The 17,574-nt window shown below is 59.0% G+C and carries 16 protein-coding genes; 9 read left to right on the forward strand and 7 right to left on the reverse strand.

Going from position 1 to position 17,574, the window contains the following annotated elements; translation table 11 throughout:
• The first annotated feature begins 8 nt into the window (after positions 1 to 8).
• Both CRD13_RS10105 and CRD13_RS10110 read left to right on the forward strand, forming a co-directional pair.
• Positions 9 to 500, forward strand: coding sequence for a polyadenylate-specific 3'-exoribonuclease AS (locus tag CRD13_RS10105; RefSeq protein WP_048731205.1), 492 nt, complete (start codon positions 9 to 11; stop codon positions 498 to 500).
• 68 nt (positions 501 to 568) lie between these two features.
• Positions 569 to 1,954 carry a class II 3-deoxy-7-phosphoheptulonate synthase gene (locus CRD13_RS10110; RefSeq protein ID WP_070429538.1) on the forward strand — a complete coding sequence of 462 codons (1,386 nt, stop codon included), beginning with the start codon at positions 569 to 571 and terminating at the stop codon, positions 1,952 to 1,954.
• A 71-nt stretch (positions 1,955 to 2,025) separates the two neighbouring features.
• Here the strand turns inward: CRD13_RS10110 and CRD13_RS10115 are convergent, their stop codons facing one another.
• A complete protein-coding gene (locus tag CRD13_RS10115; protein WP_070429539.1) occupies positions 2,026 to 4,398 on the reverse strand; it encodes a PASTA domain-containing protein in 2,373 nt (790 codons plus the stop codon).
• Between the two features lie 79 nt (positions 4,399 to 4,477).
• Between CRD13_RS10115 and CRD13_RS10120 the strand changes: the two genes are divergently transcribed.
• Complete coding sequence (locus CRD13_RS10120) at positions 4,478 to 4,852, forward strand: Rv2175c family DNA-binding protein (RefSeq protein WP_005510311.1); 375 nt, start codon at positions 4,478 to 4,480, stop codon at positions 4,850 to 4,852.
• A 30-nt stretch (positions 4,853 to 4,882) separates the two neighbouring features.
• On the opposite strand, the gene CRD13_RS10125 is transcribed toward CRD13_RS10120, so the two are convergent.
• From CRD13_RS10125 to CRD13_RS10140, 4 genes are all read right to left on the reverse strand, one after another.
• Complete coding sequence (locus CRD13_RS10125) at positions 4,883 to 5,863, reverse strand: phytoene/squalene synthase family protein (protein ID WP_049170403.1); 981 nt, start codon at positions 5,861 to 5,863, stop codon at positions 4,883 to 4,885.
• A 6-nt stretch (positions 5,864 to 5,869) separates the two neighbouring features.
• A complete protein-coding gene (locus CRD13_RS10130; protein WP_049170255.1) occupies positions 5,870 to 7,486 on the reverse strand; it encodes an alpha-(1->6)-mannopyranosyltransferase A in 1,617 nt (538 codons plus the stop codon).
• 86 nt (positions 7,487 to 7,572) lie between these two features.
• Positions 7,573 to 9,273: a phytoene desaturase family protein gene (gene crtI / locus CRD13_RS10135; protein WP_048731199.1), complete on the reverse strand. Its 1,701-nt coding sequence runs from the start codon at positions 9,271 to 9,273 to the stop codon at positions 7,573 to 7,575.
• Positions 9,274 to 9,291: 18 nt separating this feature from the next.
• Complete coding sequence (locus CRD13_RS10140; protein WP_048731197.1) at positions 9,292 to 10,404, reverse strand: polyprenyl synthetase family protein; 1,113 nt, start codon at positions 10,402 to 10,404, stop codon at positions 9,292 to 9,294.
• Positions 10,405 to 10,470: 66 nt separating this feature from the next.
• On the opposite strand from CRD13_RS10140, the gene metF reads away from it, so the two are divergent.
• A complete protein-coding gene (gene metF, locus CRD13_RS10145; RefSeq protein WP_048731195.1) occupies positions 10,471 to 11,457 on the forward strand; it encodes a methylenetetrahydrofolate reductase [NAD(P)H] in 987 nt (328 codons plus the stop codon).
• Between the two features lie 3 nt (positions 11,458 to 11,460).
• Here metF and CRD13_RS10150 read toward each other — a convergent pair whose 3' ends face one another.
• Together CRD13_RS10150 and CRD13_RS10155 are read right to left on the reverse strand one after the other, a co-directional pair.
• Positions 11,461 to 12,135, reverse strand: coding sequence for a DUF3153 domain-containing protein (locus CRD13_RS10150; RefSeq protein ID WP_016423011.1), 675 nt, complete (start codon positions 12,133 to 12,135; stop codon positions 11,461 to 11,463).
• Positions 12,116 to 12,706 carry a GNAT family N-acetyltransferase gene (locus tag CRD13_RS10155; protein WP_048731193.1) on the reverse strand — a complete coding sequence of 197 codons (591 nt, stop codon included), beginning with the start codon at positions 12,704 to 12,706 and terminating at the stop codon, positions 12,116 to 12,118. Before CRD13_RS10155 ends, CRD13_RS10150 begins: the two co-directional genes overlap by 20 nt.
• 206 nt (positions 12,707 to 12,912) lie before the next feature.
• On the opposite strand from CRD13_RS10155, the gene CRD13_RS10160 reads away from it, so the two are divergent.
• The 5 genes from CRD13_RS10160 to CRD13_RS10180 all read left to right on the forward strand — a co-directional run bounded on the left by CRD13_RS10160 (position 12,913) and on the right by CRD13_RS10180 (position 17,405).
• Complete coding sequence (locus CRD13_RS10160; protein ID WP_048731236.1) at positions 12,913 to 13,401, forward strand: SAV_6107 family HEPN domain-containing protein; 489 nt, start codon at positions 12,913 to 12,915, stop codon at positions 13,399 to 13,401.
• 230 nt (positions 13,402 to 13,631) lie between these two features.
• A complete protein-coding gene (locus CRD13_RS10165) occupies positions 13,632 to 14,075 on the forward strand; it encodes a DUF3040 domain-containing protein (RefSeq protein WP_016423008.1) in 444 nt (147 codons plus the stop codon).
• A gap of 708 nt (positions 14,076 to 14,783) precedes the next feature.
• Positions 14,784 to 15,215: a division/cell wall cluster transcriptional repressor MraZ gene (mraZ, locus tag CRD13_RS10170; RefSeq protein ID WP_005510286.1), complete on the forward strand. Its 432-nt coding sequence runs from the start codon at positions 14,784 to 14,786 to the stop codon at positions 15,213 to 15,215.
• Between the two features lie 260 nt (positions 15,216 to 15,475).
• Positions 15,476 to 16,516, forward strand: a complete 1,041-nt coding sequence (gene rsmH / locus CRD13_RS10175) for a 16S rRNA (cytosine(1402)-N(4))-methyltransferase RsmH (protein WP_070605646.1) — start codon at positions 15,476 to 15,478, stop codon at positions 16,514 to 16,516.
• Between the two features lie 64 nt (positions 16,517 to 16,580).
• Entirely contained in the window at positions 16,581 to 17,405 is an 825-nt protein-coding gene (locus CRD13_RS10180) for a hypothetical protein (protein ID WP_070605644.1), read from the forward strand.
• The last annotated feature ends 169 nt before the right edge of the window (positions 17,406 to 17,574 follow it).

Below are 17,574 nucleotides of genomic sequence, written 5' to 3' on the forward strand. Positions count from 1 at the left end.
TCCACACCGTGCGTTATTTTTATGACACCGAGTTTATTGAAGACGGCAAGACTATTGATCTTGTCTCCATCGGTGTCGTAGCTGAGGATGGCCGCGAGTACTACGCGGTGTCTACCGAGTTCAATGAGAGCAAAGCCGGGCCGTGGGTTCGGACCAATGTGCTCAATCAGCTGCCCAACCCCTCATCTCCGCTGTGGAAGAACCGGGACACAATCCGCGAGGAACTGCTGGCATTTTTCACCGAACCCGGTACAGGCAGCCCAGAACTGTGGGCCTGGGTAGGCGCCTACGACCACATTGCGTTGGTGCAGCTTTGGGGTGATATGACCAAGCTGCCGCAGTTTATGCCGCGCTATACCCGTGAACTCAAGCAGTACTGGGAGATGGCGGGCAAGCCACGGTTGCCAAAACAGACTGCAGGTAAGCACGACGCGCTGGCAGATGCCCAGCACAATCTGCTGAAGTTTCAAAAGATTGCCCAGAAGTTGCCGCTTGATTAAGCGGCGGAGTTCGAATATTTGGTGACCTGACTAACACCCTTCTGGCAGGGGCATTACAATGAACTTCTGTGAGTTGGACTATTGATCTCCCTGTAGATGACCTGCCCGATCTGCCACCGCTTCCCGGCGACATGGCTGAGCGTTTTGCTGATGTCGTATCCCGCCAAGCCCTACAGCAGCCAAGCTGGGATGCCCGCGCCGCTGCAAATGTGCGTCGCATTCTCGAATCGGTGCCGCCAATTGTGGTCGCGCCTGAGGTTCGTAAGCTTCGTCAGGAGCTTGCCGACGTCGCTAATGGTAAGGCCTTCCTGTTGCAGGGCGGTGATTGTGCGGAGACCTTTGAGTCCAATACTGAGCCGCACATTCGCGCCAATGTGAAGACCTTGCTGCAGATGGCCGTTGTGCTGACCTACGGCGCATCCACCCCGGTCGTAAAGATGGCTCGTATCGCTGGTCAGTACGCCAAGCCGCGCTCGAAGGATATCGACGGCGACGGTTTGCTTAGCTACCGCGGTGACATGGTCAACGGCGTTGAGCCGACCGAAGAAGCTCGAGTTCACGACCCAGCTCGAATGGTGCGTGCTTACGCCAATGCCTCTGCGGCGATGAACCTGGTACGTGCACTGACAGGTTCGGGCACCGCTGACCTGCACCGTCTGCACGAGTGGAACCGTGAGTTCGTCAGCAACTCGCCGGCTGGCGCCCGCTACGAGGACCTGGCACGCGAGATTGATCACGCACTGCAGTTCATGGCTGCCTGTGGTGTTGCGGACTCGAACCTGCAGACCGCGCAGATTTACTGCTCGCATGAGGCGCTGGTTGTTGACTACGAGCGCGCTATGCTGCGCCTTTCTGAAAACGATGGCAGCCAGGAGCTGTTCAACCTCTCCGCGCATCAGCTGTGGATTGGTGAGCGCACCCGTGGCATTGAGGATTTCCACATCAACCTGGCTGCCATGATTGGCAACCCCGTCGGTGTGAAGATTGGCCCGACCACCACGCCGGAGGAGGCTGTCACTTACGCCGACAAGCTCGACCCGTTCTTCCAGCCTGGTCGCCTGACCCTGACTTCGCGTCTGGGCAATGACAAGGTTCGCTCCGTGCTGCCTCCCATCGTTGAGGCTGTGGAAGCTTCTGGTCACAAGGTCATTTGGCAGTGCGACCCGATGCATGGCAACACTTACTCGGCCTCCAATGGGTACAAGACCCGCCACTTCGACCGCATCGTCGACGAGGTTCAGGGCTTCTTCGAGGTGCACCGCTCGATCGGTTCACACCCGGGCGGTATCCACGTGGAGCTGACCGGCGAAGATGTCACTGAGTGCCTCGGTGGCGCGCAGGACATTTCCGATGTCGACCTGCCAGGCCGTTACGCATCCGCCTGTGACCCGCGTTTGAACACTCAGCAGTCGCTGGAGCTGGCCTTCCTGGTTGCCGAGATGCTGCGCAACTAGTTGCAACCAGCTCAGCTAGGTACAACTAGCCCAGCTGGTGCAGCGCCGCGTTCAGTGGAGCGCTGCACTTTTTACAGAGTGCTGACCGAAATGCGGTCGCCCGCCGTGGCCTTGGCGCCCGGTCGGGGTGACTGCAATACGATGCGATCCTCCTCGTTCGCAGAGACGTCGATGTCGAGCTGAAGATGCTGTTTCTCCGCTTCACGACGTGCCTGCGCAACAGTTTTACCCAGCAGCTGCGGAACCTTCACTGCTCTGGACACCGTCAGCGTGACAGTCGCATCATTGGGGTTAACCAAACGACCTGCACTCGGTGAGACTGCGTCGACACGGCCGTAGTCGCGCGAGGAGGAGGACGCGTCCTTTACTTCGCTTACCTCAATGCCCTCGCGCTGCAGAATTTGGCGAGCAGTATCCTCCGACTTGCCCACGACATTGGGCACTTCGATGCCGTTGTTAATGGTCAACGTCACAGAACTACCGCGTTCGAGGCCAGTGCCTTCCTCAGGAGACACGGAAAGAACCTCTTCCGGCTCAGCAGAGGAGGAGAACTCCGCCGATACCTCCCGGACTTCCAGCCCGGCCTTGCTCAACAGCTCACGAGCTTCATCCTCTTGAAGCCCCACGATTTTTGGCACCTTCACCGGTGCTGGCCCCTTGGAGTAATGCACAGTCACAACTGAGCCAACTTCGACGGTCTGTCCTGGAGCAGGAACCGCATATACCAAGCCGCCGGTGGAGACATCATCGGAAAAGACGGGGTCTCCGACCTCTTCTTTCAACGTCCGCTTAGCTAGGGCAGCACTGAACACTTCCTTTGAGTGGTTCGCGGGATATGCGGGCACAGTCGGGCGGCCGAGACTGACCAGTACGCGAACATCATCACCGCGGACAACCCGCGCTCCAGCCAGGGGGTCCGAGCCAATAATCTGGGACACTGCGACATCGTTGTCGTAGCGCTCATCAACCACCGGTTCAAAGCCCGCCTCACTGATTGCGGTCATCGCCTGTGGTTGCGACAGCCCAGTGATAGAGGGCACTTCGCCATAACGGCCAGAGCCCAGCCACCACGCGCCAAGCCCCATGCCCAACGTGGCAACCAGGGCGATAATCAGCCACAATGCACATCCACGGCGCGTCCGCTGTCGGGTAGCTCGACGGCTCTTAGGCGTCTGAGTCTGAGCAGATCGCGGCTGCGGATGCTGTGGGTGCTGTGGCCCCTGAGTGTCCGGCGGCAGCGGATATTCCGGAGCGCCTGGAACGTCGGCTGGTACGAGAGCTCCACCAGACGGCTCCGGGGATTCCCAGCCAGTGGGGTTGTACTCGTCATAGCGATCGAAAGTGCGTGTCCGCCCCGCATCCGGGTCGTCGAAATCATCGAAAACGTTTGGTGGTCCCGGTGGTCGGGAAGAAACGGGGCTACCGGGTGCGTCCGTCGAGAAGCCATAGCCGTCGTGACCGAAGCGCTCGGGTGCCGTCTCTGCGGTGCCGTGTCTGTCATCGAAATGGTCGTTGCCCGGTCGGTGGAAGTCCTCTGTGAGCCCCTCCATGGCGGCAGCGTTGGCGGCTGCTGAATTGACGGGCGATGGCACGCGGAATGGTGGCAGCGCGAGTTTGTCCGCAATGTCTTCGAGTGCGTCACCGAATTCCTCGGCCGTCTCAAACCGATCCTCCGGCCTGCGGGAACAAGCGCGGGCGACCAACTCGTCGAACTCCTCGGGAACGCCGTCGATGAGCTCCGAGGGTGGCGGGACATCTTCGTTCAATCGCTTCATGGCAACGCCGAGCGAAGAATCGGCGATGAATGGCGTGGTGCCGGTAAGCAGCTCAAAGAGCAAAATACCCGCCGCATACACATCGGAGGCAGGGGAGATGGATTCACCCGTGACCTGCTCCGGAGCCAGATAAGCGACGGTGCCGACGATGACCGAGTTAGAGGTCACCTTGGCATCAGCGGCCGCGCGCACTAGACCGAAGTCCGCCAGCTTCACTCGCCCGTCCGAGGCAATCAGCACATTTTCCGGCTTGATATCTCGGTGCACCATGCCGCGGGAATGCGCCACCGATAGGGCGCGCAAAACCGAGCGCATTACGACGGCAGCTGCATGTGGAGGCATCGGACCGCGCTGACGGAGCAGCTCGCGGAGGGTCCCACCGTCGACGAATTCCATAATGAGGAAAACATGCCCCGCCGGGTCCGTGCCCTGGTCGTAGACGTTGACGAGCGACTCGTCATTGAGGTGCGCGACCGCGCGGGCCTCACGTTCGAAGCGGATGCGGAAAGACTCGTCGTCGACAAAACGCGGATCCATGACCTTTGCGGCCACCCTGCGATCGAGCCGCAAATCGGTGGCGCAGTACACGGTGCTCATGCCACCGTGTGCGATGGTGGCTCCGATGCGGTAGCGACCATCGAGAATCTGCCCCTCGACAAGCTGCGACATAAACCAGCCTTCCCTGTTCCAATCAGTTGCTTCTAATAAGTATATGGGGACGTACCTACTGCAAGGCCAACGCGCTAAAGTGACCAGTGTGAGAAAGATTCCAACTTGCCACGATGTCCTGAGCGCCGACGAACCCACTCTTGCGCTGCCCGATGCCGCTGACCTCATTGGCGTCACCGTCACCCGAATTCACGCGTTGCTGCAGGAGGGTCGCCTTATTGCAGTCCACCGCGACGGCATTGCACAAATTCCCGCCCGCTTCTTTGAAGATGATGAGGTCGCGCGTTTTGTACCTGGCGCACTCGCATTGCTTGCCGACGGCGGCTACACGCGAGAAGAAACGCTGGAGTGGCTATTCACCGAAGATGAATCTCTGCCTGGACGTCCGGTGGACGCCCTGCACGGTCACCTTGCACGCGAAGTAATGCGCCGCGCACAGGCTATGGCGTTGTAAAGACCCGGACGGCGTCCTACGCCCGCCGTCCTACGCCCGCGATAGCTCCTGTCGTAATCGCCCGGCCACTGCTGTGAAAAGCAGCGGGAGGGCGATTTTTGCTTTTCGAGCGCGTCCCACTTGAGCGCGTTGCGCAAAGACGTTGTAGTTCATGCGCTCAATTTCGCCGAGAATGTCTGAGTAGAGAATCTCCGCGGCACGGATAGCCTGACGCCCTGGCACCTCTAACATGTCCACGCCGCTGCTGGCTTCGGCATAGAGTGCGCGGTTGCGAGCGATGAAGAAGGCCAATGCCTGACGTACCGCCGGGGTCGTCTGTCCCGTGGCGGCACAGTAGCCGATCTCCTCGGTACCCACTCCGAAGGCCTCCCACTCATTCAGTGGTAGGTAAATACGGCCACGGCGAAAATCCTCGGCGATGTCGCGGAGGAAATTCGTCACCTGAAAGGCTTTTCCCAGGAGCTCTGCGTAGGGAGTGGCTTCCTCCCGGGAGACCCCTGTGCGGGTGCCTAGGATGGGCATCATCTCAAGGCCGATGACTGCTGCGGAGCCCCACATATACGAGTCGAGTTGCTCCCATGTTTCAAAATGCGCAATGTGGCACGATGTGTCGGGCACGTCCATCAACATGGAGTGAACAAAGTCCGCAGAGAGCTGTGGATCGATGTCGTAGTCGCGAAAAGTCTGTGCGGCCGCCGAGATGACGGCACGGTCGCGGTCGCGGTGGACGTCGTCAAGCGAACCGATGACGACAGCTGAGTGGAAAAGCTCGCTTAAACGTGTGACCGTGGCTTCGATGTGCGTGGGGGAGCGGTCGGCGTCGGCGGGGCAGTCGACGTAGTCATCGACGATGCGTGCCCAGGCGTAGAGAGACCACACCGCACGCTGTTGGCGGGGTGCCAATAGTCGCGTGGCCAGGGAATACGTGCGACCGTGGGAGGCCATAATATCGCGGCAGAGCTCGTAGGACTGTGGCAGCGCGATGGTCGAGAGGGGCTGTGGGGTGGGCATGGACAACTATGCGACCTCGGTCGACCGCGACAGGGGCGCCACCGTGGAATCCGTGTCTGCGGCGGTTTTATCGTCGCGCCACGGGTACTTCCAGCTGAATTTTCCAGTGGTCAGCCAGCCGACGGCCAGCCAGCCGAGAACGGTAATGATAACCATCCAGGGCACGTCGTAGAAGCGGTGATTGCCGCCGCCGGCGAAGGACAGCGACAGGATGAATGTGAACAACACGGTGCCTTGAACCACCCATCGTGGCGGGCGAATCGTTCCCATGGGAGTCAATAAGCTGGCGTAGTACCAGGGAAGTGCCACGGCATTAAATACGCAGGCCACCACGTAAGCGGCAATCATGCCAGCGACATTGTTACGAGGGGTGGCTCGGAAGTAGAACCAGGAGATCACGAGTCCCACCAGCATGATGATAGAGGAGACCACGCGTGTGTGGCTGACGATGACATTGAAACCGATGTCGTCGTTGAACCACGCCATGACGCCCGAGATCACACCAGCGACCGCTGACGGTGCTGCCAGGGGGTTAATCACCTTGGTATTGCCGCTGATCTCGGAGATCCAGCCCCAGCTCGAGCCGGTCAGCCAGGTCACCACTGCAAGCGTGCCGACGCAGACTGCGACCAACACGATGCCCACACCGGCAATCGCCGGAATCTTGCGCAGCATCTCTTGAACCGTGGCGATGGGCTGGCGCCTGGTCAACACAATCCACACGACGAAGGGCAGCGCCAGGACAGCGGTGGCTTTCAGCGCGACGCCGATTCCGATGAGGACAGCAGCGACCAGGCCACCCCGCATGTGCTCCATGTGCAGTGCGGCGACTAGTGCCAGGCTGACCAATCCGACCATCAGTGCCTCGTTGTGCATACCCGCAATCAGATGCAGTAGCACCAGTGGATTGAGCACACCGAGCCACTGTGCGAAAGCCGGATTTGCTCCAAGCTCCCGGGCGATTCGCGGGATCGACCAGACAATGGCGGCGAAGCCCAGCAGACACACAATGCGGTAGAGAATCACGCCGACGGTGATGTTGTCGCCGACAATCCGCGTGATGACCTCGCCAATTCCCAGATGCAGCGGGCCATACGGGGTGGTGGTATTCCGCCAATCTGCGGATACCTCCAGCAGCATCGGCCCTGGATTGGCTGCAGCTCCCTCAGTGTAGGGATCAAACCCATCGCGGACCATCGCGCCCTGCATGAGATACGAATAGACATCGCGAGAGAACAGCGGTGCGGCCAGCGCGAGGGGAATTGCCCAGGCCATCAGGATTGAATTGAACCGACGCAACGTGGACTCATCGCCGCCAGCGTTCGCTGGAACCGCAGCGTCTGCTGCGTCGCCATCATGGGCAGAACCGGCCACAATGTCCCGGATGGTCCCCTTCGAGAACAGCAGTTCCCGCCCGATGCGCAGCCACGAGATAAGCAGCAGGGCGATACCTACCCAAATCACAATCTCACAGAAAATCTGACCGTGACCGTAGGTGATCCAGTCGAGTCCCAGAGCGTGGACAAGGCCGCCACGGTAGCGATTCGCACCGGAACCGTAGGAGCCCAGAGCAATGAGGATGCCACCGTAGACACCCAGCTGAGCACTCCGCGATAAATTCATGTCAACCTAAACAATCGATACATTGCTGATGCATTAATCCTAGTTGGTCAGTGACCACCGGCAGACATCCGGGAGACATTCATGAGCTAAGGCGTTTCAAACCGCTGTGCCGCAAGTCGTCCCGAAATCATGACCGTCGGCACGCCAACCCCCGGCACCGTCGTCGATCCCGCCAGCGTCAGATTCTTTGGCATCTTCGGAGAGAAGTTGCGGGGACGGAACGGCCCCGTCTGTCGGAACAGATGCGCCAGCCCAAACGGCGAGCCAACGCCCATGTCGCGTTCTTGCCACTGCTGAGGGGTATCGATCCGACCGACTCGCCACTTCGTAGAAATCCCGGTCAGTCCGCGCCGCTCCAGCTCAGCGGTTATTTTCGCAACGTAGTCCCCACCGATTCGTGACCAGATCAGATTGGCCGACTGCAAGTTGGGGCACGGCGCGAGCACACTGACGGGCTCCCACTGCACGCCGTTCGCATCTGTGACAATACGCTCCGGCGCGCTCACCGCAGGCCGGGTGACCAGCAATGATGGGTCCGACATTAGCTTTCCATGGCGCGGTGACGAGATCTCCTCAAAGGTTTCGTTCCACTTTTCGCCAAACGAAATCAGGTGATGCCGCTTCGGCCACGTCGCAGTCTCCGAAACCGGAATCAGCCCGTGCGCCACCACCGCCGATGGAGAAAATCGAACTGGGAACAACCGTCGCGCTCCCGTCCGCTTTACGACGCTCCGAAGGCCTCGCCGCTTCGATGAGCTACCGGCGGCAGAGGTAGCCGCGTCGTGAAGCCAGCTCTGCACCACAGGTAAATCGGTCGTAGCGATGACGGCATCGGTGGGACGCTCGCCAGTTGCCGTGGTGATGGCGGAGACAAAGCCTGCTTCGTCAACTTTCAGCCCAGTGACATCAACGCCGAAGTCGATGGTTCCGCCAGCTCGACGGACGGCCTCGGCGAGCAACTCGCTGACGGCGCCTATACCCGAACCAAATGCGGGGGAGTGCGGATAGTAAACCCCCATCGAGGTATCCATGTGGGAAATGCAGCCGTAGACCGCACGGGCCTTAGCGGGAGGCACACCTGCGTAAAGCGCCTGGAAGCTGAAAACGCGAGCGAGATCATTATCTCCGAGGAAGGCACGAATCTTAGGTTCGAGGGCGCCGAAGGCACCGAGTCGGAGGAGCGTAGTGAGGTCGCGAAGCGCGCCGGGCCCGGTGAATAGGTCCGTAACGCGGTCAAAGCTGCGGGACATGAAGTTGTCGAAGCAGGCATTGAAGAGAGTTTGCAGCCACGTGCGAAGTTTGCGGTAACCGGCGACGGTGGAGTCAGAGGCACCGAAGCGCGCGAGTTCATCGGCCATCATGTCTTCGTTGGAAAACACGTCGAGTCCGCCGCGGGTGGCAAATTCCGCACGGTAGGTGGGCGTGATTGGGGAGGCCGAAAAACCCGGGTCGATATCGCGCGCGTAGAGGCCGACGGCGGCGAGGGCATCGTCGACAAGCGAGGGCATGGTCCATACAGTTGCGCCAGTGTCGAAGACTGCGGTGAGCGATTGCTCGTCGATATCGACTGTGATGGGTTCACTGGCGCAGCGTCCGCCGACGAAACTTCCCCGCTCGACAACGGTGACATCGTAGCCATCGGCGATGGCGTAGAGCGCGGCGGTAAGTCCGGACAGGCCTGCGCCGATGATGGTCAGTCGTGGTTTGGAGCCCTTATGAGGACGAGTGACCGCACGTCGCAGACGCGGGGAATTAATGGGGGCACGAGTGGGGGAAGCAGCGGGCATGACTACGCAACACCTGGTCTAATGCTGACGAGCGGTGGCGCGAACGCCCATAGCAATGAGGTTCTCGCGCGACGTTGCAGGCAGGTCGGCATTCTCGATAGTGGAGAAAGCGCGGCTGGTCAGGCGGTCAATTTCACGTTCGACGGCATCGGCAGCGCCGGAATCAGCGATGAGATTTCGTAGCTCATCAATATCTGCAGCAGACGAGACCGCTCCCAGGCGTTCATCGATAAAGCGGGCCTTTTCAGGTGCGGAATCGAGGTAGAGGCTTAAAGCCTGGCCGACCAGTACGGTTCGCTTGCCCTCGCGGAGGTCATCGCCGGCAGGCTTGCCCGTGACTTCGGGATCGCCGAAAACACCCAGCTGATCGTCGCGGAGCTGGAATGCCACACCGATATCGCGGCCGAAGCTGCGGTAGGCCTCAACCAATTCCGCTGGGGCGCCGGCAATCGCAGCACCAATGTGGAGCGGCCGCTCGATGGTGTAGGCGGCGGTCTTGAACAGATTGATTTTCTCAGCGGTCTCGACGCGACTGTCCCGGCTGGCTTCGGCCGTGATATCGAGCAGTTGGCCGCCAAGTACTTCAGTGCGCATCGCCCGCCAGGGGACAAGTGCGCGGGTTAGCGCCTCCGAGCTGAGGCCTGAAGAGTGCATCATGTCATCAGCCCAGGTCAGAGCAACATCGCCAATGAGGATTGCGGCCGAAATACCGAAGCGGTCGGCGGCTCCATTCCAGCTATTGGCCTCGTGCTTGGCCTCGAATACCTTGTGGATAGTCGGTGCGCCACGGCGCGTATCAGCGTCATCGATGATGTCGTCATGAATGAGTGCACAGGCTTGAATGAGTTCCAGGGCGCTCACCGCGTTCATCACAGCCTGGGAATCCTCGGCTGGGGAGAAACGGCCTTCGAGGCCGCCTGCTCCCAACCACCCCTGCCAGGCGAAGGCTGGACGCACGCGCTTGCCCCCATTGAGGACGAAGGAATGGAGCGAATCTATGGCCTCGGTGTACACCGCATCGACCGACGCGACATCGTCGCCACGGCTTTTGAGGTAGTTCTCCAGCGTTTTGGTAACAGCAGCTGGTACTTCGCGGGGCTGCAGCGCGGCCAAATCCAGTTCTTCGCTCATGTGAGCCTCTCGTCGATGACGGGTAATGCTGACTCAAGAATAGGACACCGCTTAGTATGAGTGACTATGTCCTCAACAATGCCACCGTCGCCAGGCCGCCAAGTGACGATCCGCCAGGCGCTTTCAATGCCGAGCGCGGGCAGTATTCCCTTCTCGGTCGAGTTCATGCCCCCGCGTGACGACGCCGCCGAGGAACGTCTTCTTCGAGCAGCTGAGGCTTTCCATGATCTTGGTGCCTCCTTTGCATCCGTGACCTACGGCGCCGGTGGTTCTAGCCGCGACCGCACCCTGCGAATCGCCCAGCGCGTTTCGAGGCAGCCGCTTACAACGCTTGTGCACCTGACATTGGTAGAGCACACTGTCGACGAGCTGCGGGAAATCCTGCGCTCTTATCTCAGCGCGGGGCTGACGAATCTGCTTGTTCTGCGTGGTGACCCACCGGGAGACCCGCTTGGTCCTTGGGTGGAGACCGAGGGCGGTCTGCACTACGCCAGCGAGCTGATTGAGCTGATTAAGGCCGAGCCGGAGTTCGAGAAGTTTGAAATCGGCATTGCGTCGTTTCCGGAAGGACACTACCGCTCGCCGGATTTGGACCATGATACGCAGTACACGCTGGCCAAGCTGCGCGCGGGAGCCGAATACTCGATTACGCAGATGTTCTTCGATATTGAGCACTACTTACGCCTTCGAGACCGCCTGGTGGAAGCCGACCCAGTGCACGGTGCCAAGCCCATCATTCCGGGGCTGATGCCGATTACATCGCTGCGCTCAGTGCGCAGGCAGGTTGAGCTCTCCGGGGCACAGTTGTCATCCGATTTGGAGGAACGCCTGATTAAGGCAGCAGATGGTGACGAGCAGGCCAATAAAGATGAGATTCGCAAGATTGGTATCGAGTTTTCGACCAACATGGCAGAGCGGCTCATCGCCGAAGGCGTGCCGGGGCTGCACTTTATGACTATGAACTTCGCTCGCGCCTCCCAGGAAGTTTTGCACAACCTCGGCATGGCGCCCGAATGGGGCACCGGCCAGGATATGCTGCGCGGCGGTTTTTAATTGCTAAAAGTCCTGCATGTCGCGAACTCTTCGCGCCCACAGGACACCTAGCACTGAGGCTAGGACACCGGCGGCTGTGGTCACACCGGCAAATAATAGGAATTGATTCCGCTTGGTGGATCCAGCCGGCGACGAAGCCCATACATTATGGTTCTCGCCACTGGCGAGCTGCCATTCCACCTTGTTCGGTTCGGTCTGGCGGCCATTGGAGTCAGTAACCTGCTCCGGGAACGCGACGACGAAATCAACCTTCGCGCCGGGCAGGTGAGTCAAATCCATGTGGCCGTTCATCGAAATCTTGCCGCCACCGGTACGGTCTAGGTCGATGTCTACGCGATCGTCGGAAAGCTGTCGGAGCGTATCGGTGAGTTCAATGAAGTGCAGCTCGTTGAACGAGACTTCCATCTTTCCTGTGGAGGAGTCGATTACTCCCTGCGAGACGCGGTCGGAGAGATCTTCCGGTACTTGCCACTGCTCAAATTGGGAACGGACTTCCTCCGTGGGTGTTACGTGAATTGTGCCCGAGACCCTGTCGTCGCCGGAAATGGTAATGCCAGCCTGTGCGTCAAAGCAGCCGCTGAGCGGCAAGATGGCGGCAATTCCGGCCATTGCTGTGGCAATGCGCAGAGGCGAAAGCCGTCGACGTGGTGTGGAAGGTTCACTCGGTGATGATGTCACGGGGAAGATCTACTCCTAGAACTGCGAAGGGACGGGAGTCCCCTGTGAAATAAAAGTTCCTTAAAACATCCTTGAAACCAAATTGGCGGTAGAGCTGCCATGCCCTATTGGCCTCATTCGGGTATTCCGGGGTTGACAACAGAACTCGCGTCTCTGGGCGGGAATCGACCAACTCGCGGAGCAGTCGTTTACCGAGTCCCCGCCCCTGAAAGCTGGGGTGTATGTGAATCTCAGACAGTTCGGCGTAGTTGCCCAAGAGCTTGACGACGTCCGGTAGCGAGCGCCCGTCCATGAGCAGTCCATCTCTTACCTGGCGATACCACCAGTGCGTGTCCAATCCTGTACGGCAGTAGCCGATGCCAACCAACCTGCAGCGCGGGTCGCGGAGAGCCTGGGCAGGGGAGAGCTCTTTGGGGTGAGCTATGGCTGCAGCAGCCATGAAGCCGGGTTGAGTGGTTTGCTTCTGCCATTCGTGGAGACGACCGGGCAAGATTGCGGGGTTGTACTGCATCGCGGTGATGTAGAGAGCCACTGCTTCTTGCAGGCGGAGATTGAAGTCTCCTGCTGTCATCGGAACCACGCTGTATTTCACAGTGACCAGATTAGCGACTTGGACGAACTTAGTTGTGAGATTACTGCAATAACATCGAGTCGAACAGGTGTGCGAAAGTGCGCATGGCGTAGTCCGGGCTTGGGGATAGATTGCAGTCAATCCCGCTAAGGAGAAGCGGAAAATCCGTGCTCATGTGAATGCTGTGTGAAAGGAGAAGCAGGGTGGTGGCAAGGTCGAACGTGGTGGAGTTTAGGGCGATTTCGCAGTCGGGTTCGGTCGCCCCGGTCGGTGTCTCAAGGCAATCGCTGGAGCTGCTGGGGCGGGCAGAGGCTCTGCTAGCGAATGCTCGGAATGCCAGCTCTGATGAGATGTTGGAGCTTTCCTACTGTGCGGCGCTGCGTTGCGCAGGCGCGCTGTTGAATCGCGACGATGTGTCGGTGGCTGGGGGTTCTGGCTCGGGCGCTCGTTCGGGCTCGGTAGTTAAGCGTCGTCGTTCGGCAACACAGAGTGCCTGGTTGCGTTTAAAGAAAGAGCAGCCCGAATTTGATAGCTGGGTCACCAAGTTTGAGCAGTTCACCGCGCTGCGTGAGGAAGTCCGGTTGGGTATTTCGCGTCGCATTGACTCTCGGCGGGCGCAGGAGTTGTGGGATTTAAGTTGTGCATTCTTGGGGGCTGTCCGGGCTGAGCTGGGTGTTCTGCCCGCGGCTGCGTAAGCCGGTGGGGGCGTGTTAGAGCGTTGCTTTCCTAAATAAATGGGGGATTGTTCGGATTCATGGAACAATAGAGGTGAGTCGCCCGTTGAAGGGGTAAGAATGAAGCTAACGGACGCCGCGTTAGCAGCACGTGGCCTGTAATTAACTTTGTTGTATCGGCATTGTTAGTTGAGGGGTCAAGGCTCGCCAGTATCGCGGTGGGCAATGCTCAAGTAGGCGATGGAGGAATTGTGGGACTATCTGAGCACGAACAGCGGATGCTCGACGAAATCGAGTCTGCACTCTACGCTGAGGATCCTAAATTTAGTTCGACGATGGCCGGAAATGCGTTCAGCTTTCCGGAGGAAAACAGCGCACCTCGTGGGTTTTCCATCCAGGTTTTTGCGCTCATGCTCCTCGGTCTGCTGATGTTGATTGGCGGCGTCGCTCTTTTCTCTGTGAGCAATTGGTTCATTGTGTTATCGGTTGCCGGCTTTGGCCTTATGTTCGGTTCCGGCGTTTGGGCTCTGACCGGCGCCGGTAAGCAGGAGAAGGCTAGTTCTGCTTCGGGGCTGAGCTTTGGAAAGTCTAAGTCCGGGGCGGCAAAGAGTCGTCGAGGGACCTCGGGTAGCCGTGGCTCCTCTGGTGATTCCACGTTGGAATCGCGTTTCCGTGGCCGCTTCGAGGGGCGTTAGGGGATAAGCCTCAAGAATTAACAAGTGAGGGCAAGCCAGCGATGGCTTGCCCTCACTTTTTTGTTTTTCTAGACGTGAATCGTCTCCACAAGATCTCACCCACTTTGCCCCACCCCGAGTCCCCACTTTCCCCCACTTAGCTATTGGGATGGAGGAATTCTTATCTGCGGTCGTTGTTGGTATCTCCGAAAGTTTGGCTCTGGCGACACAAAATTGCAGGTCAACGCACTAAGTCTGGCGACCAGGTTGAATCTGGATGGTTTTTAGCAGGTAAGTGGTGGGTAGTGGGGCGTAAACTGCTTTCTGTTAACAATGTGGTTGGTGTGGCGTCGTTATCGGCGTGGTCGCGGGTGGGTGCCCCACTTTTTATTCGCGCTTTAATTGTCGAGGTGATTCTTTAAAAGTCCAGGTCAATTGGGTTAAAGCAGATGTCCTAGCGGTGGGGTTGCGCTGATGCTGTGGCTATTTTTCTCCTTCTTGTGTTGATAGTGGCAGATAGTGGGGTAAAGTGGGGCATGATGTTGATTGAGGTTGGTCAACATTGCAGAAGTGAATATCCGATTTGCGCTTAAAGTTTGGCGAGATTTTGGCACAGCGGGAAAGCACAGCCCTCCGGCTCTGCTTGAAGGCAACGCCTAAATCCCTGAATTCGGTAAGCGTTTGTGCGTTGACATTGAGGTTGACACGGGGATAGGAGGCCAGTGACGCATGTTTCTGGGCACCTATACGCCGAAGCTTGATGACAAAGGGCGCCTGACGTTGCCGGCGAAGTTCCGTGAGGATCTCGCAGGTGGCCTGATGGTCACTAAAGGGCAGGATCATTCTCTGGCGGTGTATCCGAAAGAGGAGTTCGTCAAATTAGCTCAGCGGGCTACTAAGGCCTCTCGTACGAATGCCAAGGCGCGAGCTTTCATCCGAAATCTTGCGGCGAGCACCGATGAGCAGCGTCCTGATGGCTCGGGGCGAATCACGTTATCGATGGATCACCGTCGGTACGCGAATCTCTCCAAGGAGTGCGTGGTTATCGGCTCTATTGACTTTCTGGAGATCTGGGACAAAGAGTCCTGGGAGGCCTACCAGGCGGAGCATGAAGCTGATTTCTCCGAAGGTGAGGATGACTCGCTGTTCGGCGTTTTATAAACCGCTTGGAATAACCGAAAAGAGGGAATGTCCGCATGGACTCTGCCTGATAGCCCCTGGTGTACTTCCCCGATACCAGGTTCTGTCAGGCGGGGCCCTGTGAACATCCCCGCTTTTTGTTTTAAGCACCGATAGCAGCATTCCCAGTAGTGCTCATGAGGTGCGGTCTGGTTGCTGGCGCGGCACTCGTCGTTAAGCAAACCGGGAATACACTCGATAGATTCTCTGACCAGTGCGAACATACCCGGTGAGGAGGGGAAATGAACGGATCGGCACCTGCGGATGATCGCAAGTCCGGCGAGTTTGGTCATGTCCCCGTTTTGCTTCACCGAGTGACTGATTTGTTGCGCCCGGGCATCGAGGCACTGGGTGACGACGCAGTAGTTGTCGACGGCACTCTTGGTGCCGGTGGGCACACGGAATACCTGTTGGAGCAGTTCCCGAAGCTCTGCGTTGTTGGACTCGATCGCGATGACAATGCATTGCGAGGGGCAGAAGAACGTCTCGCGCGCTTCGGTGATCGCTTTGTATCCTTCCGTGTGCGTTTCGATTCGCTCGCCGAGGTGCTCAGTGGTGAGATTCCTGCAGCCGCTGGTGGCAGTGGCGCGGAGGACATTCTCGCCCGCGCCGCTGAGAAGGGCATTGCAGGTGCGCTTTTCGATCTCGGTGTTTCCTCGATGCAGCTTGACCAGGTCAATCGTGGATTCGCCTACCGAGTCGACGCCCCGCTGGACATGCGCATGGATGCAAGCCAGGGGATTACCGCAGCGGATGTGCTCAATACCTATTCGCACGGTGATATCGCGCGTATCCTATCGACTTACGGCGACGAGCGCTTCGCCGGCAAAATCGCCTCGGCAGTCCTGCGTGAGCGGGAGAAGGAACCGTTTACGACCTCCGGTCGTCTGGTCGAGCTGCTCTACGAAACCATTCCGGCGGCATCTCGCCGCAAGGGCGGACACCCGGCCAAGCGTACGTTTCAGGCTCTTCGTATCGAGGTAAATCGTGAGCTTGAAGCTCTGGAAAATGTACTGCCACAGGTCTGCAATGCACTCGCAGTCGATGGGCGTGCAGTGTTCATGAGCTACCAGAGTCTGGAAGACCGCATCGTCAAGAAGGACTTTGCGGAGCGCGTGAAGTCGACAACCCCACCGGGGCTCCCGATGGAGCTTCCGGGGCATGAACCGCACTTTGCTCTCATCACGAGAGGTGCGGAGAAGGCGTCGGCAAGCGAGATCGAAGACAACCCCCGAGCCGCACCGGTGAGAGTTCGCTGTATCGAGCGAATTCGAGCCGATTGACCCAAACCTTTCAACCGCACCAAACGCACCCTTAACGATCTAAGTACTGGGAGAACTTTCGAGCATGGCAACGACAATCACGGAGCACGCCCCCACCCGGCGCACCTCCCGCGGCGCATCTGCAACCGTCGCCGGTGCCAAGACGAAGACTCGTCAGCGCGGTCGCAGCGCCCGCACGAAACAGGATCTTTATCAGCGCCGGCGGTTTGGGCGCACAGGTTCTCAGCAGGTCATCTCGGTGCGTGGGCGTCGCGTTACGACGTCCTCGAGGGATAACCACAAGTTTGCCGGTGCGGCCGTGATGATCATTCTCGTCGTTGCCGGAATCGTGGCGGCGATGTGGCTGTCGGGTATTTCGACCTCGACATCCTTGCAGCTGGATGCTGCGCAGACCAAGGAAAAGGAGCTGCGTAACCAGCTGGAGGTGCTCGAGCGGGATGTTGCTTACATGAAGTCAACCGGTGCTATCGCGCAGCGTGCTGTGGAAGAGGGCATGGTCAATCCGGAGCAGCCTGCCGTTTTGACGACTGATCCGGAAGGCAAGGTCGTGGAAGTGCGACCGGGCGATGAGAAGCAGCAGAAGATTATCGACCTCAACAGTGAGTCGCCGAATGTTCCGCATGCGCCGTCGTCGAACCCGAAGGACACCGAGAATGTTCCAGGGATGCAGGCACCGGCCATTGAAGAAGCGCACCCACGTCCCAACGGGTTGCCGGCAACCGCTCCGTATGCGCCGCAGAACCATGAGCCCGCACCAGCACCTGCGCCGGCTCCGGCACCCGCGCCTGAGGCTGAAGCTCCAGCGCCAGCTCCGGAAGCGCCCGAAGCGCCAGCCTCGGTGCCGGAAGTACCGGAAGCACCGGCACCCGAGCCAGCTCCAGCACCGTAGGAACTTAGAAACTAAACACGGCCAAACTGGCCAACTGTCCGATATTCTGGCGGTTCCACTGTTTCTGGTCAGGCGACTGTAGACTAATTAATTCAGTACTCGCGATGGCAGGGAATACCGCCTAACGTTATCGCGCGCGGGAGAATCGACTTAGTAGAAAGCACTAGCG

This window comes from Corynebacterium sp. LK26 (assembly GCF_014335085.1).
Classification (GTDB): Bacteria; Actinomycetota; Actinomycetes; order Mycobacteriales; family Mycobacteriaceae; genus Corynebacterium; species Corynebacterium jeikeium_D.